This window comes from Pseudomonas vancouverensis (assembly GCF_004348895.1).
Taxonomy (GTDB): domain Bacteria; phylum Pseudomonadota; class Gammaproteobacteria; order Pseudomonadales; family Pseudomonadaceae; genus Aquipseudomonas; species Aquipseudomonas vancouverensis.
Map to the genome: position 1 here is coordinate 21,812 of NZ_RRZK01000024.1, position 23,460 is coordinate 45,271.

Here is a 23,460-nt window from a genome sequence, read left to right on the forward strand (position 1 = left end):
GGGCTTGCCATTCGGCAAGCCCTTTTTCGTTTACGTTAACTCAATCCCCTAACGCCTGGCCCTCACGCCGTGGATCGGCGCCTCCGGTCAGTGAGGCTTTGCCCTGGGCATCCTTGACCCGAACAATGGCCTGGGTGCCGCTGGTCATGTCGATCTCGCTGACGCTATGGCCTTGGTCTTTCAGGGCCTGAATCAGCGTCGGGCTGAACTGCCCTTGCTCCAGTTCGGTCGGGCCGTTGCGGCTGCCGAAGTTGGGCAGGCTGATGGCCGCTTGTGCATCGAGGTTCCAGTCGAGCAGGCCGACGGTGGTCTTGGCCACGTATTCGATGATCTGCGAGCCACCCGGCGAGCCGACGGTGGCGAGGAATTCGCCGCTCTGGCGATCGAAGATCAGGGTGGGCGCCATGGACGAGCGCGGGCGCTTGCCGGGCTCGACGCGGTTGGCGACTTTCTGTCCGTTTTCCTCGGGGATGAACGAGAAGTCGGTCATCTCGTTATTGAGCAGGAAGCCCTGGACCATGATGTGCGAGCCGAACGCCGATTCGATGGTGGTGGTCATCGAGACGGCGCCGCCAGCGTCATCCACAGCCACCACTTGTGACGTGGAAATGCGCAGTGGCGAACGGTCCGGCGCGTAGGCGACCTGAATGCCCGGTGGTGTACCGGGTTTGGCCGTGCCCATGCTGCGTTCGCCGATCAGGGCGGCGCGGCTGGCCAGATAGGTTGGATCGACCAGGCCTTTGACCGGCACCGGCACGAAGTCGCTATCGGCCACATATTGAGCGCGGTCGGCGTAGGCCAGGCGTTCGGCTTCGGAAATCAGGTGCACGGCCTCGGGCGTCGGTTCGAGGCCTGCTGGCGCGGCGGTCTTGACCGGTGTCATCGGCGCCAGCGCCAGGCGTTTGTCACGCGTCTCCAGGGCTTGCAGGGTGCCGAGGATCTGCGCCACGGCGATCCCGCCTGATGAGGGTGGCGGCATGCCGCAGACCTGCCAGCGTTTGTAGTCGGTGCACAGCGGGGCGCGCTCCTTGGCCTGATAGTGGGCGAGGTCGCTCACCGACAGGCTGCCGGGGTTGGCGTGGCCTTGAACCCGACTGGCGATTTCCTCGGCGACAGGGCCTTTGTAGAACGCATCAGGTCCCTCTTCGGCGATGCGCTTGAGCACAGCGGCCAGGGCCGGATTTTTCAGCTGGGTGCCGACCGCTTTCGGCGTACCGTCGGCATTACGGAAGTAGGCCATCATTTCCGCTGAGCGCGGCATCGACGCGTCCGCCGCAATCAACTGATGCAGGCGTGGCGAGATGGCGAAGCCCTGTTCGGCGAGTTTGATGGCGGGTTCAAACAGCTGCGCCCACGGCAGGCGTCCGTGTTTCTGGTGGGCCAGTTCCAGTGCGCGCAATACCCCCGGCGTGCCCACCGAGCGCCCGCCAATCTGCGCCTGGGTAAACCCCATGGGTTGACCGTCGGCCTGCAGGAAGAGTTTTTCCGTGGCACCGGCCGGTGCGGTTTCGCGGCCATCGTAGGTGCGCACGTTTTTTCCGTCCCAGAGCACGATCATGGCACCGCCGCCGAGGCCTGATGATTGCGGCTCGACCAGGGTCAGTACCGCTTGCATCGCAATCGCCGCATCGATGGCCGAGCCGCCACGACGCAACATCTCACGCCCCGCTTCAGCGGCCAGCGGGTTGGCTGCTGCGGCCATGTATTTCTCGGCGTGGCGGGTTTGCAGGTCGGTGCGGAACCCGGAAGCGCTTTCCGGCGCGAGTGGCAGCGTGGGTGCCGAAGCGTTGCTGCAGGCGGCAAGCGCCAGGGCGCTGGTGATCAGTGCAAGGACTGGCAGGCGATGGCGGCTCGAATGCAGGGTTGAGAACACGCGGGGATACTCCGTCCGATGGATACATGATCAAGGGACTGTATCGGCCGACCGGTTGGGACGCAAACCGCAGGCGAATTTGCCCTTCATGAGCGGCGGTATTTTCTGTAGGGTCGTGGACATCAGGCAGGCCACAAGATCAACAAGAGGCAGACATGCACAGCGAATTCCCCACCCAGCCCAGCTATCGCGCCCAGCGTGAACAATTCATTGTCGCAGCGACCAGCGCCGGTGCCACGCTGACCGAGTACCTGCATCCGCTCAAGGGGCCATTTGGCGAGTCCCTGAGTACCGACGTAGCGGTGCTCGGCGATCCCTCCGCCAGGCGCCTGCTGATTGCGCTGAGCGGCACTCACGGCGTCGAAGGCTTCTATGGCTCGGGTTGCCAGATCAAGTGGCTGCAGGACCTTGGCAAGCGCACGTTGCCGGCGGATGTTGCCGTGGTGATGATCCATGCAATCAACCCCTGGGGCATGGCGTGGTTGCGGCGGGTCAACGAAGACAACATCGACCTCAATCGCAATCACCTGAACTTCCAGCAACCCTTGCCGGACAACCAGGCCTACAACGCGCTGCATGAAATCTATGCCTGCTCGCAGTTGCAGGGGCCTGAGCGCGAGCGTGCCGATGCCTTGCTCGACGAGCAGATCCGCCAACACGGCTGGCCGGCGGTGATGTCGATTGTCGAGGGCGGCCAGCATGCGCACCCCGATGGACTGTTTTACGGGGGAGTCGCGCCAAGCTGGTCGAACCGTACGCTGCAGCAGATCGTGCAAAAGCATGTTGCCCATGCCGACGTCGCGATGTGTTTCGACCTGCACACCGGCGCTGGCGAATACGGTCATCCGATGTTGCTGACGATTACGGAGGCGGCGTACCCGGCTCTGGCGGATGCCCAGGCGATCTACGGTCCATGGCTCTACAGCCTGCAAACCGGTGCCAATACCTTCAGCGAAACCGGCGTCGCGGCGACGGCCACCGGCTACACCTCCCAGGCGTTGATCAATGCGTTGCCGAATGTCTGGCTGATGCCGTTTGTCATCGAGTGCGGGACTTACCCGGGACCGGATGTGCATCGCTATTTGCGCGACGACCATTGGCTGCACCTGCATGGCAACCCGAGTGATGGAGTTGGGCGCGAGATCAAGTTGAACCTGCTGGAGCAGTTCTATCCCGCCGACAACGACTGGCAGGCGATGGTCTGGTTGCGCACCTGGCAGATCTGGGAGCGGGCCTTGTCGGCATTGCCGACGATAAATCGCTGAGGCGATAACGTCAGCGCTGCGGTGCAGGAATGCCTGCCACCGCAGTGCACTTTTCTCGAGGCATAAAAAAACGGCCTACCTTGCGGTAAGCCGTTTTTAGTACTTGGTGGCTACACAGGGACTTGAACCCCGGACCCCAGCATTATGAATGCTATGCTCTAACCAACTGAGCTATGTAGCCAAGTGGCGCGCATTATTCACCGGTAACGGGGATGCGTCAAGCATAAATCTAAAATATTTCTCTGCGCTTTCAACCGTTTATCAACTTTCGAGCAAAATCAGCCTTTGAGCAGGGGCGAAGGGCAGCGCTGGAACCAGCGAGTGGCCTGTTCGTACGCGTGCGCCAATTGCAGGACGGCGAAGTCGGCCTGGTGTTTGCCGATGATTTGCAGGCCCATGGGCAAACCGTTCGTATTGAACCCCACTTGCACGTTGGCCACCGGACAGCCCGACAAGGTGGCGGGAATGACCACTTCCATCCAGCGGTGATAGGTGTCCATGGTCACGCCTTCGATAGAGGTGGGCCAGGGTTGGGTTTTGTCGAACGGGAAGACCTGGGCGCTGGGCAGCAGCAGGTAGTCGTACTGTTCGAACAGGGCCGAGATGGCGCGGTACCAGTTGCTGCGTGTCACCGAGGCGGCAAACACATCACTGGCCGACAGTTTCAGGCCGTTCTCTATTTCCCAGCAGGCTTCCGGTTTCAACAAGGCGCGCTTCTGTGGATCGGCGTAGGTCGCCCCCAGCGAACCGGCGACCATCCAGTGACGCAAGGTTCGCCAGCTGCTCCACAGTTGATCCGGAGCAAAACCTGCCTGCACCGATTCGACGTGGCAGCCCAGGCTTTCAAAGTCGGCAAAGGCTTTTTCGCACAGCGAGAGGATGCCTCGCTCCATCGGCAGGTAGCCGTTGAAGTCACCGAGCCAACCCAGGCGTGCACCCTTGAAGTCCTTTTCCAGGGGCGCCGCAAAGGCGCTGCCGGATTCGGCGATGGACAGCGGTGCCCGGGCATCTGCCCCGGCCTGTACCGACAGCAGCAAGGCGGCGTCGCGCACGCTGCGGGCCATCGGGCCTTCATAGCCGAGCTGATCGATGAACAGATCGGCGCTGTCATCGAAGGGCACGCGGCCCTGGGACGGACGGAAGCCGAAAATGTTGTTGAACGCCGCCGGGTTGCGCAACGAGCCCATCATGTCGCTGCCGTCGGCCACCGGCACCATGTGCAGGGCCAAAGCCGCCGCCGCACCGCCGCTGCTGCCACCGGCGGTCTTGCTCGGGTCGTAGGCGCAACCGGTCGCGCCGAACACCGGGTTGTAGCTTTGCGAGCCGAGGCCGAATTCCGGGGTGTTGCTTTTACCGATGATGATCGCCCCGGCGGCCTTGATCCGCTCGACCATGATGCCGTCGCGCTCGGGAATGAAGTCCTTGTACAGCGGTGAGCCGAGCGTGGTGCGGATGCCGCGTGTCAGGGACAGATCCTTGATCGCGTGGGGCAGGCCGTGCATCCAGCCGCGGTACTCGCCACGGGCCAGTTCGGCATCGCGGCTGTCGGCCTGGGCCAGCAGGTCGTCCGGCGCCTGCAGGCTCACCAGAGCGTTGACCTGCGGGTTGAAGCGTTCGATGTGGGCAAGATAAGTCTGCATCACTTCTCGGCAGGAAACCTGACGCAGGCGGATACGCTCCGCGAGTTCATGGGCCTGCAGCAGGACCAGTTCGCTGATGTTGTTAGAAGTCATTGTCACGCTGCCTTTCAGACGGCTGGAAAAACGCCCCGCCATTGCGCCGGGGCGGTAAAGATCAACGCATCAGGCTGGTCCAGAGACGGTCGGCCAGGCGGATCGCACCTTCGCCACAGGTCTTGCTGAAGACCACGTTTGTGCCTTCGGGAATGTGCAACTCCGGCGCATCCTTGAGGCTCGCGTCGAGGAAGGGTTCGACACCCTTGATCGGGCTCTGGTGCTTGAGGAAGTTCTGGGTCATCGCCGAGTTTTCAGGCTGGCTGAGGAAAGCGATGAAGGCCTTGGCGTTCGCCGGGTTCTTGCTGCCGGCCGGGATCACCATGTTGTCCACCCACGCCATCACGCCTTCTTTCGGGTACAGGTATTTCAGGCTCGGTTTCATTTCCCGGGCGCGCATCGACGAGCCACCCCAGAACATCGACATGTCGACTTCACCCGAAGCGAGGTTTTCGCGGATCGAACCGGCCTTGGAGCTGTAGGTTTTGACGAACGGCTTCTGCGCCTTGAGCAGGGTCAAAATCTGCTGCATCTGCTTCGGGTCTTCGCTGCACAGCGGAATGTTCAGGTACAGGCTGGCGGTGTCGATGACTTCGCTGCTCGAGTCGAACATGTTGATTCGCCCCTGCAGCTCCGCTGGCGGCTCGTACAGCACTTTCAGGCTATCCACAGGGCCCTTGTAGCGCCCGGTGTCGAGGACCACGCTGGTGGTGCCCCAGATGAACGGCACGGAGTAGGCGCCTTCGGGGTCCCAGGTCGGTTTTTTCAGGTTGTCGACGACGCCGGCATAGTAGGGCTCGTTGACCGGATCGAAGCGCTCCAGCAGTTTTTCCTTGATCAGGATCGGCACGAACTGGTGCGAAGGGATGGCCACGTCATAACCGGCGCCGCCCTGTTTCAATTTGGCCAGCAAGGTTTCGTTGGAGTCGTAGGAGTCGACCGTCACTTCGATGCCGGTCTGTTTCTGGAACTTGGCGAGAATTTCCGGCGAAAAGTAGCCGCTCCAGCTCACCACGTTGAGTTTTTCCGCCGCTTGGGCGCTGCCGATCAGGGCCAGCGGTAAAGTCAGGAACAACGAAGTGCCGATGTTTTTAATCAACTTACTCATGCTATTTCCCCACAGTACGTAAAAGGATCAGGCGTTCTTTTTGCCCAACAGGTAAGAGAGACTGACGAACAGCACCGAGACGCCAAGGATCAGCGTGGATACGGCGTTGACGTCGGGTGTCACGCCCATGCGCAGCAGGCCGAAGATGAAGATCGGCAGGGTCGTGGTGCCGGCCTGGGAGACCATCATCGAGATCACGAAGTTATCCAGCGAGACGATGAACGCCAGCATCAGCCCGGAGAAAATCCCCGGCATCAGCAGCGGCAGGGTGACCTTGCGGAAGGTCCGCCAAGGGCCGGCGTACAGGTCCGCCGAGGCTTGCTCCAGCGACAGGTCCATGTCGTTGAGGCGGGCGCGGATCGGCAAGAAGGCAAAGGGAATGCAGAACACCGTGTGCGCGATGATCAGGTTGCCGTAGCCCAGAGACAGGCCGAGGGTGGAGAACAGCGCCAGGGTGGCGACACCGATCACGATCTCCGGCAACACCAGGGGCAACATGATCGCGCCCATGGACAGTTGCAGTCCCTTGAACTTCGCACCCCGGGACGTACCCAGCGCGGCGAGGGTGGCGATGGCCGTGGCGATCATGCTGGCGCACACCGCGATCAACAGGCTGTTGCCGGCCGCCTGACGCAGCGCCTGATTGGCGAAGGCTGCGCGGTACCAGTCGAGGCTGAAGCCGGTCCATACGGTCGCCGACTGGTTGGCGTTGAACGAGTACAGCACCAGCACCACGATGGGCGCGTAGAGGTACAGGTAGAACAGGAAACTGAAGCCGCCGAAGCCGGGGAAGTCCTGCACACCCAGGGTGTTGCGTTTGAACAGGCTGATCATCATGCACCTCCCTTGGCGATGCGCTGGCGTTCGGCACGCAGGGCGTACACCGTCAGCACCAGCATCACCGCGGCCATCAACACCAGCGACAGTGCCGCACCGAACGGCCAGTTACGGGCGTCGCTGAATTGCCGAAAGATCAGGTTGCCGAGCATCATCTTGGTCCCGCCGCCGAGCAGTTCCGGAGCAATCATCGCCCCCAGGCAAGGCACGAAGGTGAGGATGCCGCCAGCGAGAATCCCCGGTTTGGCGATCGGCAGAATCACTTTGCGCAAGGTGCGGATGCGCCCGGCGTAGAGGTCCTGCGCGGCTTCCAGAAGGCGGATGTCCATTTTTTCCAGGGTGGCGTAGATCGGCAGCACGACGAAGGGCGCGTAGGTGTAAACCAGCCCCAGCAACACTGCGCCGTCGGTGTACAGCAACGGCAGCGGCTGATGGATGACGCCCAGGCCCATCAGGCTGTTGTTGATCACCCCGGTGTTACGCAGCAGCAGGATCCAGGCGTAGGTGCGGATCAGCAGGTTGGCCCAGAACGGCACCGTGATCAGAAAGATCAGCAGGCCGCGCCGATGCGCCGGCTGCATGGCCAGCCACACCGCCACCGGGAACCCGATCAGCAGGGTGATGATCGTGGTCAGTGCGGCAATGCCGATCGAGCGCAGGGCAATGATCAGGTAGGAATCGGCGAACGCCAGGCTGTCGTCCAGTTGTCGCTCGAACAGCAACGAGGTGTAGGCGTCGGTGCTCAAGACCTTGTTCACCCCGCCGTAGGGGTTGGCCTCCATCAGCGAGTAGGCGATGACGATCAGGATCGGCACGATCAGAAACAGGCTGATGGCAATCAGCGCAGGGCTGACGCCGAGGAAACTCTGGAAGGCCCGCCGGCGTTCCAGCGTGTTGGCAATCGGTAAAGCGTGCATGGCAATTCCTCGTGCTCAATCGTGCAGGACGCTGGCGCTGCCCTGGTCGAACAACAGACCGGCCTGGCTGCCAACTGCAAAGCGTTTGCTCTGGTCGACACAGTTGGGGGTACGCACGGTGAGGCGCGAGCCGTCGCTGAGGCTGACTTGATATTGCAGGTCGGTGCCGAGGTAGATCTGCGCTTCGATGCGGCACGGCAGCGCGCTTTCGGTGGTAGCGGGCACCAGGTGCAACCGCTCCGGGCGCACGGACAGGGCGACACGGGCGCCGCTTTTCACGTCGATGCACGGCTGCGCGGGCAATGGGTGGCCAGCGGGGCCGGCGAACCAGGCCAGACCGTTTTCCACGCGGGTGACGGTGCCTTCGATGAAGTTGGTTTCGCCGATGAAGTCGGCGACAAAACGGTTGCGCGGCCGTTCGTAGATGTCTTCCGGGCGACCGACCTGTTGCACTTCGCCTTCGGACAGCACGGCGATGCGATCGGACATGGTCAGCGCTTCTTCCTGGTCATGGGTGACGAAGATGAAGGTGATGCCGGTGCGTGCCTGGATGGTTTTCAGCTCTTCACGCATGGCCTGGCGCAGCTTGAGGTCCAGCGCCGAGAGCGGCTCGTCGAGCAGCAGCACTTTCGGATGCGGCGCCAGTGCCCGGGCCAGCGCCACACGCTGTTGCTGGCCGCCGGAGAGTTGCGCCGGCTTGCGGTTGGCAAAGCGTTCCATCTGCACCAGGGCGAGCATCTCGCGCACCCGCTCGGCCATTTGCGGCTTGCCGAGGACCTTGCCCATCGGGTGGGACTCAAGCCCGAAGGCGAGGTTCTCGGCGATGGTCATGTGCGGGAACAGCGCGTAATGCTGGAACACCGTGTTGACCGGGCGCTCGAACGGCGGGCGGTCAGCGATGTTTTCGCCGTAGAGCAGAATCTCGCCTTCGGTGGGAAATTCGAACCCGGCGATCATGCGCAGGAGGGTGGTTTTGCCGCAGCCCGAAGGGCCGAGGAGGGTGAAGAACTCGTTGTCGCGAATGTCCAGGTCGATGCTTTTCAGCGCCACCGGACCGGTGTGTGGATCACCGTAGACTTTGCGCACTGAGCGGATGGACACCGCCAGCGTTTGCAGCGAATGCAGGGCATTCATGCGTTACCTCCGATTCCCCCATCGCCTGCAAAACGTGCTGAAAACAGCCGTGATGGTCAGACCATGGATATTATTTTTTTGGGCAGGATCGAGATGCGTTCGGGTGTTGTAACCAGCTGTTTTGTTGTTCTGCTGTGGTTTGATTATCAGTGAGGGGTTGCGAGGGCGAAACTTCAATTTTAACATAGAGGATGTTAAAAAATTTAACAGCAGAAGGCGTCCACCCCCATGCCTGACCACCGTTTGCCGCCGCTCAATGCAGTACGTGCCTTTGATGCCGCCGCCCGGTTGGGCAGCTATGTCGAAGCTTCCAAGGCCCTGCACGTGACCCAGCCTGCCATTGGCCGGCACGTGAAGTTGCTGGAGGATTGGCTGGGCATCCAGCTGTTCGAGCGCACTTCGCGCGGGGTCAATCTCACGGTGGCCGGGGAGAAGTACCATCGCAAGATTGCCGCCGCCTTGCAGTTGATCATCGAGGCCGGCAAGGAAGCGCAGCCAAGACATGCCGAGCGCTGGCTGCGCATCATGGTCGTACCAGGTTTCGCCAAACGCTGGCTGATGCCGCGTATCGAAGACATGCGCCACCTGCGCCCGGGACTGAAGTTCGCCATCGAACCCAATTCAACTTTCGAAGAGGTGGATGGCAAAAGCGCGGACCTGGGCATCGTCTACGGGCTGGACGGACAGTACGCTCACTCCCGCGAGGCGTTGATTCGCCCACGGGTGTTCCCGATCTGTACCCCGGAGTATCTGGCCAGTATCGACCCGATCCACAGCCCTGCGGATCTGGTGAAGCACAAGCTGATTCATGTCGATGACGGCGAGTGGTGGAACCTGTGGTTCGCCGCCCACGACCTCGACACGCACCTCAATTCCGACATGCTCTACGTCAACAACGATCACGCCTTGTCAGTGGCCGAAAGCGGGCAGGGCATCGCCCTGGCCAATGAGGTGCTGGTGCGCAAGGAGCTTGATTCGGGCAAGTTGGTAAGGGTGGTGGAGGCCCAGGTGAAGCTGGAAAGTTATCGGGTGCTGACGCCGTCCGCCGAGCTGTCGGCGGATGTGCTGTGGTTCATCGACTGGCTCAAGAGCGAGCTGGAACGGGATTTTCCGGAAGCGGTTATCCCTCTTTGAGGTCGTTAGCTGGCTAAGGGGATGGCGCTGGCGCACTGAAAAATGGCACATTGGCGCCCCTGCACCTTTGCACCCCATGCTGTCTGGAAACGCCCATGGCTATCAGCAACGCTCAGTCCGGCCCTGCGTCGGCGCCCGCTACTCCTCAAAGCAGTCCATTGGTCATGCGCATCATCGGCGCGGTGGCGCTGGCGCACCTGATCAACGACCTGATCCAGTCGGTACTGCCGTCGATCTATCCGATGCTCAAGGCCAACTATGGCCTGACATTCACTCAGGTCGGCCTGATCACCTTGACCTTCCAGCTGACCGCTTCGCTGTTGCAGCCATGGGTCGGTTATCACACCGACCGCCATCCGAAACCGTGGCTGTTGCCGGCAGGCTCCATTTGCACGCTGATTGGCATCGTGATGATGTCGATGGTCGGCAGCTTTCCGTTGATTCTGCTGGCAGCGGCGCTGATTGGTATCGGTTCCTCGACCTTCCACCCCGAAGCATCGCGGATCGCGCGGCTCGCCTCTGGCGGGCGCTTTGGTCTGGCGCAATCGACCTTCCAGGTCGGCGGTAACGCCGGTTCCGCGTTCGGTCCGTTGCTGGCGGCGGCGATCATCATTCCGTTCGGCCAGGGCAACGTGGCCTGGTTCGGTTTATTCGCGGTGTTTGCGCTGTTCGTGCTGTACCGCATCAGCCGCTGGTACGCCCATCACCTCAACCTGTTCAAGCTCAAGGCCGGTCAGGCGGCGACTCACGGTCTGTCGAAGGGCAGGGTGATCAGTGCCTTGGTGGTGCTGGGGCTGTTGGTGTTCTCCAAGTATTTCTACATGGCCAGCCTCACCAGTTACTTCACCTTCTACCTGATCGAGAAGTTCGACCTGTCGGTGGCCAGTTCGCAGCTGCACCTGTTCCTGTTTCTCGGGGCGGTAGCGGCGGGGACATTCTTTGGTGGGCCGATTGGCGACAAGATCGGGCGCAAGGCGGTGATCTGGTTCTCGATCCTCGGAGTGGCGCCGTTCACCTTGCTGCTGCCGCATGTGGACCTGTTCTGGACCAGCGTCCTGAGCGTGGTGATCGGCTTCATTCTGGCGTCGGCTTTCTCGGCGATCGTGGTATACGCCCAGGAGCTGGTGCCAGGCAATGTCGGGATGATTGCCGGGGTGTTCTTCGGCCTGATGTTCGGTTTCGGCGGGATTGGTGCGGCGCTGCTCGGGCATTTGGCGGACATTCACGGGATTGAGTATGTGTATTTCCTCTGCTCGTTTTTGCCGTTGTTCGGCGTGTTGGCGATCTTTCTGCCGCGCACCAAAAAAGCTTGAGTCAGCCCTTATTCCCTGTGGGAGCGAGCTTGCTCGCGATGGCGGTGTATCAGCTTGCAGTTCAGTTGGCTGTCAGTCCGCAATCGCGAGCAAGCTCGCTCCCACGGGGGCAAAACAACAGGCACAAAAAAGCCGCGTATCAAACGCGGCTTTTTCTTGGGCGTACGGCTTACACGTTGAAGCGGAAGTGCATCACGTCGCCGTCCTTGACGATGTAGTCCTTGCCTTCCAGACGCCATTTACCGGCTTCCTTGGTACCGGCTTCGCCCTTGTACTGGATGAAGTCGTTGTAGGCGATCACTTCGGCGCGGATGAAGCCTTTTTCGAAGTCGGTGTGGATCACGCCAGCGGCTTGTGGTGCGGTAGCACCGACGCGAACGGTCCAGGCGCGGACTTCTTCGACACCGGCGGTGAAGTAGGTCTGCAGGTGCAGCATTTCGTAGCCGGCGCGAATCACGCGGTTCAGGCCAGGCTCTTCGAGGCCCAGGGCTTCGAGGAACATGTCTTTCTCTTCGCCGTCATCGAGCTCGGCGATTTCCGCTTCGATCTTGTTGCAGACCGGCACAACCACTGCGCCTTCTTCTTCGGCGATGGCCTTGACCACGTCCAGGTGCGGGTTGTTTTCGAAACCGTCTTCAGCGACGTTGGCGATGTACATGACCGGCTTGGTGGTCAGCAGGTGGAAGCCCTTGATCACCGCCTTTTCGTCGGTGCTCATGTTCTTCATCAGGCTGCGCGCAGGCTTGCCTTCGGTGAAGTGAGCGATCAGTTGCTCCAGCAGGCCTTTCTGGACCACGGCGTCCTTGTCACCACCCTTGGCGTTGCGCGCGACCTTCTGCAGTTGCTTCTCGCAGCTGTCGAGGTCGGCGAAGATCAGTTCCAGGTCGATGATTTCGATGTCGCGTTTCGGGTCGACGCTGTTGGAGACGTGAATCACGTTCTCGTCTTCGAAGCAGCGGACCACGTGGGCGATGGCATCGGTTTCACGGATGTTGGCCAGGAACTTGTTGCCCAGGCCTTCACCTTTCGACGCGCCGGCCACCAGGCCCGCGATGTCGACGAATTCCATGGTGGTCGGCAGGATGCGCTTCGGATTGACGATTTCCGCCAGGGCCTGCAGGCGTGGATCCGGCATCGGCACGATACCGCTGTTCGGTTCGATGGTGCAGAAGGGGAAGTTCTCGGCCGCGATCCCGGATTTGGTCAGGGCGTTGAACAGGGTGGACTTGCCGACGTTAGGCAGGCCGACGATGCCGCAATTGAATCCCATGGTGTTTCCCCTCGGAGTAGAGTCAGGCCTTCTGGCTGTGCAGGTTTTTCATCGCGCGGTTCCATTCACCGGCGAGGATATCCGGCAGCACGCCGAGGGCAAAGTCGATGCTGGCATCGAGTTTTTCCTGTTCGGCGCGTGGCGCACGACCCAGGACGAAATTTGAAACCATACTGGCGACGCCCGGGTGGCCGATGCCAAGCCGCAGGCGGTAGAACGTATTCTGATTGCCCAGTTGCGCAATGATGTCGCGCAACCCGTTGTGACCGCCATGGCCGCCGCCCTGCTTGAGCTTGGCAACACCCGGTGGCAAGTCGAGTTCGTCGTGCGCCACGAGAATTTCTTCAGGCTTGATGCGGAAGAACCCGGCGAGGGCCGCGACGGCCTGGCCGCTGCGGTTCATGTACGTGGTGGGAATCAGCAGACGAACATCCTGACCCTGATGCGAGTAACGCCCGGTCAGGCCGAAATATTTGCGGTCCGCCACAAGGTTGACCCCTTGTGCGTTCGCGATGCGCTCAACAAAAAGGGCCCCTGCGTTGTGCCGGGTCTGTTCGTATTCAGCGCCTGGATTTCCCAGGCCAACGATCAGTTTGATGGCAGTCACGATAGGGGCCCTTCCTTGGAGTGGTGGATAACATCGCCGCAATCCGGGAGAGCGGCGAAAGTGGACGAAAATTGCTCATTTACCATGATGTAAACTCCGCGTTCTCGCCCGCTATCTCGCTACGTTCCAGTCCGCGATGTTTCCGGTCACTCCGGCAGCGCAGAGTAAATTACTCTGCAGCGCCTTCTGCAGCTTCTGGAGCAACACGTGGAGCGTGAACGTTGGCAACAGCCAGGTCGTTACCGTGAGCCAGAGCAACAAATTCAACGCCTTTAGGGGCGGTGATGTCGGACAGGTGAATGATCGAACCGACTTCGGCGTTGCCCAGGTCAACTTCGATGAATTCAGGCAGGTCTTTTGGCAGGCAGGACACTTCGATTTCAGCAACAACGTGCGAAATCTCGCCGCCTTTCTTCACTGGAGCAGCTTCGTTGATGAAGTGCACAGGAACGATAGCGGTCAGCTTCTGGCCGGCAACTACGCGTACGAAGTCAGCGTGCAGAACGTGACCCTTGGACGGGTGACGCTGCAGAGCCTTGATGATGACGTTTTGCTTGGTGCCAGCAACGTTCAGCTCGATGATGTGGCTGTAAGCCGCTTCGTTTTCGAGCAGTTTGGCAACTTCTTTGGCCAGCATGCTGATGGATTCAGGGGCTTTGTCGCCACCGTAAACTACAGCTGGAACCAGGCTTGCGAGACGACGCAGGCGGCGGCTCGCACCTTTCCCCAGGTCGGAACGCACTTCAGCATTCAGAGTAAAATCGTTCATTTTGTATCTCCAAAATAACCACATTCGCCCCAGCGTTTGCGACCAGCGCTAAAGGCGATATGGGCAAAAAAGCCCCGCCCCGACAGGAATGCCGGGGCGGGGCGCTTTTCGTCAACGAGACATTTCGAGAAGGGCAGGGCCCTTAACGGAACATCGCGCTGATCGATTCTTCATTGCTGATGCGGCGAACCGCCTCGGCAACAACCGGTGCGATATCCAGTTGGCGGATACGCGCACAGGCTTGTGCTGCAGCGGACAGCGGGATGGTGTTGGTCACCACCAGCTCGTCCAGCACGGAATTTTCAATGTTCTCGATCGCCCGACCCGACAAGACAGGGTGCGTGCAATAAGCGAAAACCTTGGCTGCGCCATGCTCTTTCAAGGCCTTGGCCGCGTGGCACAGGGTGCCGGCGGTATCGACCATGTCATCGACCAGAATACAGGTACGCCCTTCGACATCACCGATGATATGCATCACTTCAGAGTGATTGGCTTTCTCACGGCGTTTGTCGATGATCCCGAGATCCACGCCCAGGGATTTGGCAACGGCACGTGCACGCACGACGCCGCCAATGTCCGGGGACACGATCATCAGGTTTTCGAAGCGCTGATCTTCGATGTCATCCACCAGAACCGGGGAGCCGTAGATGTTATCTACCGGAATATCGAAGAAACCCTGGATTTGGTCAGCATGCAGATCAACCGTGAGAACACGGTCGATGCCGACTACGGTAAGCATGTCAGCCACGACTTTCGCGCTGATAGCCACACGTGCGGAACGCGGACGGCGATCCTGACGGGCATAACCAAAGTAAGGAATAACAGCAGTGATACGAGTAGCCGAGGAGCGGCGGAAGGCATCAGCCATCACTACCAGTTCCATCAGGTTATCGTTGGTCGGAGCGCAAGTCGGCTGAATAATGAAGACATCTTTACCGCGGACGTTTTCATTGATCTCGGCTGTAATTTCGCCGTCGGAGAATTTACCGACAGAGATGTCACCGAGAGGGATATGCAGCTGACGTACGACACGCCGAGCCAGATCGGGGTTAGCGTTCCCCGTAAAGACCATCATCTTGGACACGCGCAGTACCTGAAGGCTGAGGGTAACCTGGATGAGTATAGGAAAATGGCAGGGGCGGCTGGATTCGAACCAACGCATGGCAGGATCAAAACCTGCTGCCTTACCGCTTGGCGACGCCCCTGTATCTGTTGCAACGATTACCCTGTAATCGGTTCCTTTAGAGCAGACTTTGCAGCTTGCGATGCAACATCGAAACGTTGCTTCCTTTTGCTACAAACCCTGTAAGGGTCTCTGTAAGAAGGGCCGAGACTTTATCAGCTTCAGCTTTGCTTGGGAAGCCCCCAAACACACAACTTCCAGTTCCGGTGAGCTTTGCTTCGGTAAATTTACCTAACAAATTCAAAGCGTTACGTACCTCTGGATAACGCCTTGTGACCACCGGCAAGCAGTCATTTCGACTGTTTCCCTTGGGAACGGGGCGCACTTTAATGGGCGGCGTGTTACGTGTCAACAACGGATCGGAAAAAATTTCTGCCGTACTAACAGAGACTTGCGGTACGAGCACCAGATACCACGGCTCTTCGGGGTCGACAGGGGTGAGTTTTTCTCCCACGCCCTCGGCAAAGGCCGCGTGACCGCGAACGAAAACCGGGACGTCGGCGCCGAGCGTCAGGCCCAGTGCCGCCAGGCGATCCTCATCCCAGCCCAGTTGCCACAGATGATTGAGGCCGAGCAGTGTGGTGGCCGCGTTCGAGCTGCCGCCACCGATGCCGCCGCCCATGGGCAAGACCTTTTCAATCCAGATATCGACGCCCAGCGCGCAGCCAGATTGTTCCTGAAGTTTTCTGGCGGCCTTGACGATCAGGTTGCTGTCGTGGGGAACGCCGTCGAATTCGGTGTGCAATTGAATGACGCCGTCATCGCGGACGGCGTAGGTGATCTCGTCACCGTAATCGAGGAACTGAAACATCGTCTGCAGTTCGTGGTAGCCGTCTTCACGGCGACCCAGAATGTGCAGCATCAAGTTGAGTTTGGCCGGGGACGGCAAGATCAGGCGATTGGCAGGCATGTCATTGCCCCAGCTTGCGCGGTTGCCAGACCTTGATCACCAGCGTGACATCAAGGTCGTTGCCGCTGAGCTTGATGCGCTCCGGCAGCCAGAAACCGTTTTGTTGGGTGTAGGAGGTGTAGTCGATCTTCCAGCCATCCTGTTCGAGGCTCGCCAGGCGGCTGTCGCCGTCAAGTGTCAGGCGGCTTTTGCTGTCCGGTGCCGGAAGGCCGCGAACCCACCAGGCGAGGTTGGACACCGGCAGTTTCCAGCCCAATTGTTCTTCGAGCAGGGTTTCCGGATCCGGCGCGTCGTAACGGCCCTGGTTGGCGACTTCCAGCGACACTTTGCCCGGGCGCCCGGTCAGGCGCGCTGCGCCACGACCCAGCGGGCCGGACAGACGGATGTCGTAGTAATCCTGGCGTTGCAGCCAGAACAGCGTGCCACTACCGGAATCCTTGGGCGCGCGGATGCCGATCTTGCCGTCAATCTGCCAGCCGTCGAGACCGGTCAATTGTTCCTTGTGCTCGCGCCATTGGGTCGCGTTGCCGTGACCCTCGACCGATTCGCGGGGACCCAGGCCGGCGCAACCAGCAAGCAGGGCGATGAAGCTGAAAACGATGAAATGGCGCAAAAGCATAATCTTAAAGAGTCTCTGATCCGGTCAGGCGTTTGATGGTGCCGCGCAGGGTCGGGCTGTCGGGCTGGTCCTTGAGGAATTTGCCCCACACCTGCCTGGCCTCGCGCTGTTTGCCGTTGGTCCACAGCACTTCACCCAGGTGAGCGGCGACTTCCTGATCGGGGAAGCGTTCCAGGGCCTGGCGCAACAGGCGCTCGGCTTCGTCGAGATTACCCAGGCGGAAATTCACCCAGCCGAGGCTGTCGAGTACGGCCGGGTCTTCCGGGCTGATCTTGTGCGCCTGTTCGATCAATGCCTTGGCTTCGGCATAACGCGTGGTCCGGTCAGACAAGGTGTAGCCCAAGGCGTTCAGGGCCATGGCATTGTCCGGATCGCGCTTGATGATCAGGCGCAGGTCTTTTTCCATCTGCGCCAGGTCATTGCGTTTTTCCGCCTGCATCGCCCGGGTGTACAGCAGGTTCAGATCGTCCGGGTATTGCTGCAGTGCGGTTTGCAGGACCTTCCAGGCTTTGTCTTCCTGGTTGTTGGCGGACAGGGTTTCGGCTTCGATCAGGTACAGCTGGATCGCATAATCCGGTTGTTCATCGCGCTCTGCCGCCAGTTTGCTCTGGGCTTCAGCGGTTCGGCCGTTGCTCATCAGGATATCGGCCTGACGCAACTGTGCCGGCAGGAAGTCGTTGCCCGGACCGACCTTGGCGTACTCGATCAGCGCGCCTTGTGGGTCATTGCGTTCTTCGGCGATACGCCCCAGGTTCAGGTGCGCCGAGTCGACGTGGCTTTCCCGGGCAATCAGGTCTTCCAGATAGCCCTTGGCTTCTTCCCAGGCCTTGGCTTCCAGGCAGACCAGGGCCAGCGAGTAACGCAATTCATCGTCGTCAGGATATTGCTGGACCAGGCTGGAGAACTCGGTCTTGGCGTCGTCCATACGGTCCTGTTCAACCAGCATGCGCGCGTAAGTCAGGCGCAGACGCTTGTCGTCCGGGTATTTCTTGATGCTTTTTTGCAGCAGCGGCAGGGCTTCGTCGCCGCGATCGAGGGTTTGCAGCAGGCGTGCGCGCAGCAGGATCGGCGCGATTTCGCCGTCTTCGGGCGGGTTGTCTTCCAGCAGTTTCAGCGCACCCCTGGCATCGCCATCCTGTTGCATCAGCAAGGCCTTGCCGAAAATCAGCTGGCTGTTGTTTGGATGACGTTGCAGCAAACGGTCGAAACTTTTCATCAAGCCGTTGCGGGTGTCCTGGTCGGTGTCCGCCGCCGACAGCGCGAGGAAGTCGAAATGGGTGTCGCCCTTGCCCTGCAGGACTTTCTCCATATAGACCATGGAGTCGTCATAACGCCCGGCGCGCGCCAGTTGCACGGCAGCGGCGCGTTGCGCTTCGAGATCGTTCGGCGCGTTTTTCGCCCAGATCAGCGCGGTATCCAGCGCGGCCTGATCGGCGCCCAGGTACTCGGCGATACGGAATGCCCGCTCGGAGATGCCTGGATCCTGAGTGTTGATGGCCTGGGTCACGTAGTTGTCCAGGGCAATGTCGAAACGATTGCGCTGGCCAGCCAGTTCGGCGCTCAGCAGGCTGAAGACGGTGTCTTCGCTGAACGAGCTGTAGACCTTGGGCTTTTCAGGAGCCGGGGTGCTGTCTTCAGCCGGCGGCGTACCGTCGGACGAAACGGGTGCCAAGGCCTGGCAGCCGCTGAGGAAGACAAAAGCGAGAAGCAACGCGGAAGATCTATTCATATAGGAAGAGGACGACTAACCTGCGGTCGGATCATCATGACACAAGCTTTCGGCCAAACATAACCGCCCGGGCAATTTACCTGCCAACCCGATCGACGACCGTTGGCGATCCTGTAAACGAGAACGTCTCGCAACGTCGGCACTGTCTACTGCGGTGATAGATATCGAGTAGTTGTTCTGATTCCGTCGAAGTAGGACAATTGCCGGCTTCACGTCACCATCAGCGACTTTGAATGGCCTTCCTTGCACTCGGTATTAACCACAAGACTGCTTCAGTAGACGTCCGCGAGCGCGTGGCTTTTACCCCTGAGCAGCTGGTTGAGGCCCTGCAGCAGCTCTGCCGACTCACCGACAGCCGCGAAGCTGCGATCCTCTCCACCTGCAATCGCAGTGAACTCTATATAGAACAGGATCAGCTGTCGGCGGAAGTCGTGTTGCGTTGGCTGGCCGAATACCATCATTTGAGCTTCGACGAGCTGCGCGAAAGCGCTTATGTGCACGAAGATGATGCGGCAGTTCGTCACATGATGCGCGTGGCGTCCGGTCTCGATTCGCTGGTGTTGGGCGAGCCGCAGATTCTCGGCCAGATGAAATCGGCCTACGCCGTGGCCCGCGAGGCCGGTACCATCGGGCCGTTGCTCGGGCGTCTGTTCCAGGCCACGTTCAATGCGGCCAAGCAGGTGCGTACCGACACCGCCATCGGCGAGAACCCGGTGTCCGTGGCGTTCGCCGCGGTCAGCCTGGCCAAACAGATTTTCAGCGACCTGCAACGCAGTCAGGCCTTGTTGATCGGCGCCGGCGAGACCATCACCCTGGTCGCCCGTCATCTGCATGACCTGGGGGTCAAGCGCATCGTGGTCGCCAACCGTACCCTGGAGCGCGCGAGTATCCTGGCCGAGCAGTTCGGTGCCCATGCCGTATTGCTGTCGGACATTCCCGCAGAACTGGTGCGCAGCGATATCGTCATCAGTTCCACCGCCAGCCAGTTGCCGATCCTGGGCAAGGGCGCGGTGGAAAGCGCCTTGAAACTGCGCAAGCACAAACCGATATTCATGGTGGATATTGCCGTTCCCCGGGACATCGAGCCGGAAGTCGGCGAACTGGACGACGTTTACCTGTACAGCGTCGACGACCTGCATGAAGTGGTCGCCGAGAACCTCAAGAGTCGTCAGGGTGCAGCCCAGGCGGCGGAAGAAATGGTCTCGATCGGCGCCGAAGACTTCATGGTGCGCCTGCGTGAACTGGCGGCGGTGGATGTGCTCAAGGCCTATCGTCAACAGAGCGAACGCCTGCGTGACGAAGAGTTGCAGAAGGCCCAGCGCCTGCTGGCCAACGGCAGCAACGCCGAAGAGGTGCTGGTGCAATTGGCCCGTGGCCTGACCAATAAACTGTTGCACGCCCCGAGCGTGCAGTTGAAAAAGCTCTCTGCCGAAGGTCGCCTGGATGCGCTGGCGATGGCCCAGGAACTCTTTGCCCTCGGTGAGGGCTCATCGGATAGCTTTTCGGATAAAAAACCGCAATGAAAGCGTCACTGCTCAATAAACTGGATGTCCTCCAGGACCGTTTCGAGGAATTGACCGCCCTGCTGGGCGATGCCGAGGTCATTTCCGATCAGAACAAGTTCCGCACCTATTCCAAGGAATACGCGGAAGTTGAGCCGATCGTGGCCACCTATAAAGAGTTGCTCAAGGTGCAAGGCGACCTCGAAGGCGCCCAGGCACTGCTCAAGGACAGCGACCCGGACATGCGTGAAATGGCCGTGGAAGAAGTTCGCGAGGCCAAGGAGCGCCTGGTCACGCTCAAAGCGGACCTGCAGCGCATGCTGTTGCCCAAGGACCCGAACGACGGGCGCAACGTGTTCCTCGAAATCCGTGCCGGCACCGGCGGTGACGAAGCGGCGATTTTCTCCGGCGACCTGTTCCGCATGTATTCGCGTTATGCCGAGCGTCGTGGCTGGCGGGTGGAAATCCTCTCGGAGAACGAAGGCGAGCACGGCGGCTATAAAGAAGTCATCGCCCGGGTCGAAGGCGACAACGTCTACGGCAAACTGAAATTCGAATCCGGTGCCCACCGCGTACAGCGCGTGCCGGCAACCGAATCCCAGGGCCGTATCCACACCTCGGCCTGTACCGTGGCCGTACTGCCCGAGCCGGACGAGCAGGAAGCGATCGAGATCAACCCGGCGGACCTGCGCATCGACACCTATCGTTCTTCCGGTGCCGGTGGTCAGCACGTCAACAAGACCGACTCGGCCATTCGCATTACCCACTTGCCGTCGGGCATCGTCGTCGAATGTCAGGAAGAGCGTTCGCAGCACAAGAACCGTGCCCGTGCGATGGCCTGGTTGTCGGCGAAATTGAACGACCAGCAGACCAGTGCCGCGGCTAACGCGATCGCCAGCGAGCGCAAGTTACTGGTCGGTTCCGGCGACCGCTCCGAGCGCATCCGTACCTACAACTTTGCCCAGGGGCGGGTCACCGATCACCGGGTCAACCTGACGCTGTACTCCCTCGACGAAATTCTCGCCGGGGGTGTCGAGGCGGTGATCGAGCCGCTGCTGGCCGAATACCAGGCCGATCAACTGGCAGCGATAGGTGAATAAATGACGATCATTGCCAGTTTGTTGCGCGCCGCCGATTTGCCTGACTCGCCCACCGCGCGTCTGGATGCCGAATTGTTGCTGGCCGCGGCCTTGGGCAAACCCCGCAGTTTCCTGCACACCTGGCCCGAACGCATTGTGCCGAGCGAGGCCGCGCTGACCTTTGCCGACTATCTGTTGCGTCGCCGCAATGGCGAGCCGGTGGCTTACATTCTCGGTCAACAAGGCTTCTGGAAGCTGGATCTGGAAGTTGCACCGCACACGCTGATCCCGCGTCCGGACACCGAGTTGCTGGTGGAGGCCGCGCTTGAATTGTTGCCTGCGACCCCGGCCAAGGTGCTCGACCTCGGCACCGGCAGCGGCGCGATCGCCCTGGCCCTGGCCAGCGAGCGTCCGGCATGGCAAGTCACAGCCGTAGATCGCGTGCCGGAAGCCGTGGCCTTGGCCGAGCGCAATCGTCAGCGCTTGAACCTGAACAACGCCACGGTGCTGAACAGCCATTGGTTCAGCGCCCTGGAAGGCCAGCGCTTTGCGTTGATCATCAGCAACCCGCCCTACATCGCGGCAGCCGATCCGCACCTGGTGGAAGGCGATGTGCGCTTTGAACCGGCCAGCGCCCTGGTGGCTGGTCCCGACGGGCTTGACGATCTGCGCTTGATCGTCGCCCAGGCGCCAGATCATCTGGAAGCCGGTGGCTGGCTGATGCTTGAGCACGGCTACGATCAGGCCGAAGCGGTGCGTGACCTGTTGCTGACTCGCGGCTTTGAAGAGGTGCACAGCCGCACCGATCTGGGCGGCCACCAACGGATCAGCCTGGGGCGCCTTCCGTGCTGAATGATCAGGAATTGCTGCGCTACAGCCGGCAGATTCTGCTGCAACACATCGACATCGATGGTCAGCTGCGGCTGAAGGACAGCCGTGTGCTGATCGTCGGCCTTGGCGGCCTCGGTGCGCCGGTCGCTTTGTACCTGGCGGCGGCGGGTGTGGGCGAATTGCATCTGGCGGATTTCGACACGGTCGACCTGACCAACCTGCAACGCCAGATCATCCATGACACCGACAGTGTCGGCATGGGCAAGGTCGATTCCGCGATCAAGCGCCTGACGGCCATCAATCCGGAAATCCGTTTGGTCGCCCATCGTGCGGCGCTGGATGAGGATTCCCTGGCTGCCACGGTGGCCGGCGTCGATCTGGTCCTCGACTGTTCCGACAACTTCTCCACCCGTGAAGCAGTCAACGCCGCTTGCGTGGCGGCCGGCAAACCGCTGGTCAGCGGCGCGGCGATTCGCCTGGAAGGGCAACTGTCGGTGTTCGATCCACGGCGTGCGGAAAGTCCGTGCTACCACTGCCTGTACGGGCATGGCAGCGAAGCCGAACTCACCTGCAGCGAAGCCGGTGTGGTCGGGCCGCTGGTGGGGCTGGTCGGCAGCTTGCAGGCCCTTGAAGCACTGAAGTTGCTGGCCGGTTTCGGTGAGCCGCTGGTGGGTCGCCTGTTGCTGATCGATGCCCTGGGCACACGTTTTCGCGAGCTGCGGGTCAAGCGTGACCCGGGTTGCGCCGTTTGCGGGCCGAAACATGCGTGAAGCGCCTATCGGCGTGTTCGACTCCGGCGTCGGTGGACTGTCGGTGCTGGCCGAGATCCAGCGCTTGCTGCCCAACGAATCGCTGTTGTACGTCGGCGATTGCGGCAACATTCCCTACGGCGAGAAAACCCCGGACTTTATCCGTCAGCGCTGCAGTGTCATGGCCAGGTTCTTCCAGGAACAGGGCGCCAAGGCGCTGGTGCTGGCCTGCAATACCGCGACCGTGGCCGGCGTTGCCGATCTGCGCCGCGACTATCCAGAGTGGCCCATCGTCGGCATGGAGCCGGCGGTCAAGCCTGCGGCGGCGGCAACTCGCAGCGGCGTGGTCGGGGTGCTGGCCACCACGGGCACCTTGCAGAGTGCCAAGTTTGCCGCGCTGCTCGACCGTTTCGCCACCGATGTGCGGGTCATCACCCAGCCCTGTCCCGGGCTGGTGGAGTTGATTGAAAACGGCGATTTGCACAGCCCGCGATTGTTCACGTTGTTGGCCGGTTACGTCGAGCCGCTGCTCGCCGCTGGTGCCGACACCCTCATTCTGGGGTGCACTCACTACCCCTTCCTCAAGCCGCTGCTCAAGCAGATGATCCCCGGCGACATCAGTCTGATCGACACCGGTGCTGCCGTGGCCCGGCAACTGCAACGCCTGCTGGCCGAGCGTGATCTGCTCAGCAACGGCCCGGCCCGTGAAGCGCAGTTCTGGACCAGTGCCGACCCGGTTCACTTCAGAAATATCTTGCCGACACTGTGGAATACACCCGGCATTGTGCGAAGCTTCAACACGTAAGTGCGACTTTGGGGGTTAAACGAAAAATCAGGGTGAACTTCTGATTAATCGCGTGCTTCTTATAGCTTTGAAAGGCTGAGCAACAAAAAAAAC

General features: G+C 60.7%; 21 protein-coding genes and 2 tRNA genes. 8 read left to right on the plus strand and 15 right to left on the minus strand.

The window, feature by feature from the left end; all coding sequences use genetic code 11:
* Positions 1-40: 40 nt before the first annotated feature.
* The gene (gene ggt, locus EIY72_RS17590; RefSeq protein WP_093213604.1) at positions 41-1,873 is read right to left on the minus strand and encodes a gamma-glutamyltransferase; all 1,833 of its coding nucleotides are present in this window, start codon (positions 1,871-1,873) and stop codon (positions 41-43) included.
* Between the two features lie 155 nt (positions 1,874-2,028).
* Between ggt and EIY72_RS17595 the strand changes: the two genes are divergently transcribed.
* A complete protein-coding gene (locus tag EIY72_RS17595; RefSeq protein ID WP_093213608.1) occupies positions 2,029-3,138 on the plus strand; it encodes a DUF2817 domain-containing protein in 1,110 nt (369 codons plus the stop codon).
* A 104-nt stretch (positions 3,139-3,242) separates the two neighbouring features.
* On the opposite strand, the gene EIY72_RS17600 is transcribed toward EIY72_RS17595, so the two are convergent.
* From EIY72_RS17600 to EIY72_RS17625, 6 genes are all read right to left on the minus strand, one after another.
* Positions 3,243-3,319, minus strand: a tRNA-Met gene (locus tag EIY72_RS17600).
* A 97-nt stretch (positions 3,320-3,416) separates the two neighbouring features.
* Entirely contained in the window at positions 3,417-4,871 is a 1,455-nt protein-coding gene (locus EIY72_RS17605; RefSeq protein ID WP_093213612.1) for an amidase, read from the minus strand.
* A 61-nt stretch (positions 4,872-4,932) separates the two neighbouring features.
* Entirely contained in the window at positions 4,933-5,979 is a 1,047-nt protein-coding gene (locus tag EIY72_RS17610) for an ABC transporter substrate-binding protein (protein WP_093213617.1), read from the minus strand.
* Between the two features lie 27 nt (positions 5,980-6,006).
* Positions 6,007-6,813: an ABC transporter permease gene (locus EIY72_RS17615; protein ID WP_371315377.1), complete on the minus strand. Its 807-nt coding sequence runs from the start codon at positions 6,811-6,813 to the stop codon at positions 6,007-6,009.
* The gene (locus EIY72_RS17620) at positions 6,813-7,733 is read right to left on the minus strand and encodes an ABC transporter permease (protein WP_093213626.1); all 921 of its coding nucleotides are present in this window, start codon (positions 7,731-7,733) and stop codon (positions 6,813-6,815) included. Before EIY72_RS17620 ends, EIY72_RS17615 begins: the two co-directional genes overlap by 1 nt.
* A gap of 15 nt (positions 7,734-7,748) precedes the next feature.
* Complete coding sequence (locus EIY72_RS17625) at positions 7,749-8,867, minus strand: ABC transporter ATP-binding protein (RefSeq protein ID WP_093213631.1); 1,119 nt, start codon at positions 8,865-8,867, stop codon at positions 7,749-7,751.
* Positions 8,868-9,095: 228 nt separating this feature from the next.
* On the opposite strand from EIY72_RS17625, the gene EIY72_RS17630 reads away from it, so the two are divergent.
* Entirely contained in the window at positions 9,096-10,001 is a 906-nt protein-coding gene (locus tag EIY72_RS17630; RefSeq protein WP_093213635.1) for a LysR substrate-binding domain-containing protein, read from the plus strand.
* A 95-nt stretch (positions 10,002-10,096) separates the two neighbouring features.
* Positions 10,097-11,314 (plus strand): MFS transporter, encoded by a 1,218-nt coding sequence (locus tag EIY72_RS17635; RefSeq protein WP_093213640.1) that lies wholly within the window; start codon positions 10,097-10,099, stop codon positions 11,312-11,314.
* 169 nt (positions 11,315-11,483) lie between these two features.
* On the opposite strand, the gene ychF is transcribed toward EIY72_RS17635, so the two are convergent.
* The 8 genes from ychF to EIY72_RS17675 form a co-directional block, all read right to left on the minus strand.
* The gene (gene ychF, locus EIY72_RS17640) at positions 11,484-12,584 is read right to left on the minus strand and encodes a redox-regulated ATPase YchF (RefSeq protein ID WP_093213644.1); all 1,101 of its coding nucleotides are present in this window, start codon (positions 12,582-12,584) and stop codon (positions 11,484-11,486) included.
* 22 nt (positions 12,585-12,606) lie between these two features.
* Positions 12,607-13,191, minus strand: coding sequence for an aminoacyl-tRNA hydrolase (gene pth / locus EIY72_RS17645; RefSeq protein ID WP_008037207.1), 585 nt, complete (start codon positions 13,189-13,191; stop codon positions 12,607-12,609).
* A gap of 169 nt (positions 13,192-13,360) precedes the next feature.
* Positions 13,361-13,960, minus strand: a complete 600-nt coding sequence (locus EIY72_RS17650) for a 50S ribosomal protein L25/general stress protein Ctc (RefSeq protein ID WP_093213648.1) — start codon at positions 13,958-13,960, stop codon at positions 13,361-13,363.
* A 142-nt stretch (positions 13,961-14,102) separates the two neighbouring features.
* Complete coding sequence (locus EIY72_RS17655) at positions 14,103-15,044, minus strand: ribose-phosphate pyrophosphokinase (protein WP_003171603.1); 942 nt, start codon at positions 15,042-15,044, stop codon at positions 14,103-14,105.
* Positions 15,045-15,090: 46 nt separating this feature from the next.
* Positions 15,091-15,165: transfer RNA gene (locus EIY72_RS17660), tRNA-Gln, on the minus strand.
* Positions 15,166-15,201: 36 nt separating this feature from the next.
* Complete coding sequence (gene ispE / locus EIY72_RS17665) at positions 15,202-16,053, minus strand: 4-(cytidine 5'-diphospho)-2-C-methyl-D-erythritol kinase (protein WP_093213653.1); 852 nt, start codon at positions 16,051-16,053, stop codon at positions 15,202-15,204.
* A 1-nt stretch (position 16,054) separates the two neighbouring features.
* Positions 16,055-16,672: a lipoprotein insertase outer membrane protein LolB gene (gene lolB / locus EIY72_RS17670; RefSeq protein WP_093213657.1), complete on the minus strand. Its 618-nt coding sequence runs from the start codon at positions 16,670-16,672 to the stop codon at positions 16,055-16,057.
* A 4-nt stretch (positions 16,673-16,676) separates the two neighbouring features.
* Positions 16,677-18,401, minus strand: coding sequence for a tetratricopeptide repeat protein (locus EIY72_RS17675; RefSeq protein WP_093213660.1), 1,725 nt, complete (start codon positions 18,399-18,401; stop codon positions 16,677-16,679).
* A gap of 233 nt (positions 18,402-18,634) precedes the next feature.
* On the opposite strand from EIY72_RS17675, the gene hemA reads away from it, so the two are divergent.
* Genes hemA through murI form a run of 5 tightly spaced genes read left to right on the plus strand, consistent with a single transcriptional unit; the run spans position 18,635 to position 23,367 of the window.
* Positions 18,635-19,924, plus strand: coding sequence for a glutamyl-tRNA reductase (gene hemA, locus EIY72_RS17680; RefSeq protein WP_093213664.1), 1,290 nt, complete (start codon positions 18,635-18,637; stop codon positions 19,922-19,924).
* Positions 19,921-21,003 (plus strand): peptide chain release factor 1, encoded by a 1,083-nt coding sequence (gene prfA / locus EIY72_RS17685; RefSeq protein WP_093213669.1) that lies wholly within the window; start codon positions 19,921-19,923, stop codon positions 21,001-21,003. The genes hemA and prfA overlap by 4 nt, the downstream gene beginning before the upstream one ends.
* On the plus strand, positions 21,004-21,834 hold the full coding sequence (prmC, locus tag EIY72_RS17690) for a peptide chain release factor N(5)-glutamine methyltransferase (RefSeq protein ID WP_093213674.1): 831 nt from the start codon (positions 21,004-21,006) through the stop codon (positions 21,832-21,834).
* Positions 21,828-22,583 carry a molybdopterin-synthase adenylyltransferase MoeB gene (locus tag EIY72_RS17695; RefSeq protein WP_093213679.1) on the plus strand — a complete coding sequence of 252 codons (756 nt, stop codon included), beginning with the start codon at positions 21,828-21,830 and terminating at the stop codon, positions 22,581-22,583. The genes prmC and EIY72_RS17695 overlap by 7 nt, the downstream gene beginning before the upstream one ends.
* Positions 22,576-23,367 carry a glutamate racemase gene (gene murI / locus EIY72_RS17700; protein ID WP_093213684.1) on the plus strand — a complete coding sequence of 264 codons (792 nt, stop codon included), beginning with the start codon at positions 22,576-22,578 and terminating at the stop codon, positions 23,365-23,367. Before EIY72_RS17695 ends, murI begins: the two co-directional genes overlap by 8 nt.
* Positions 23,368-23,460: the final 93 nt, after the last annotated feature.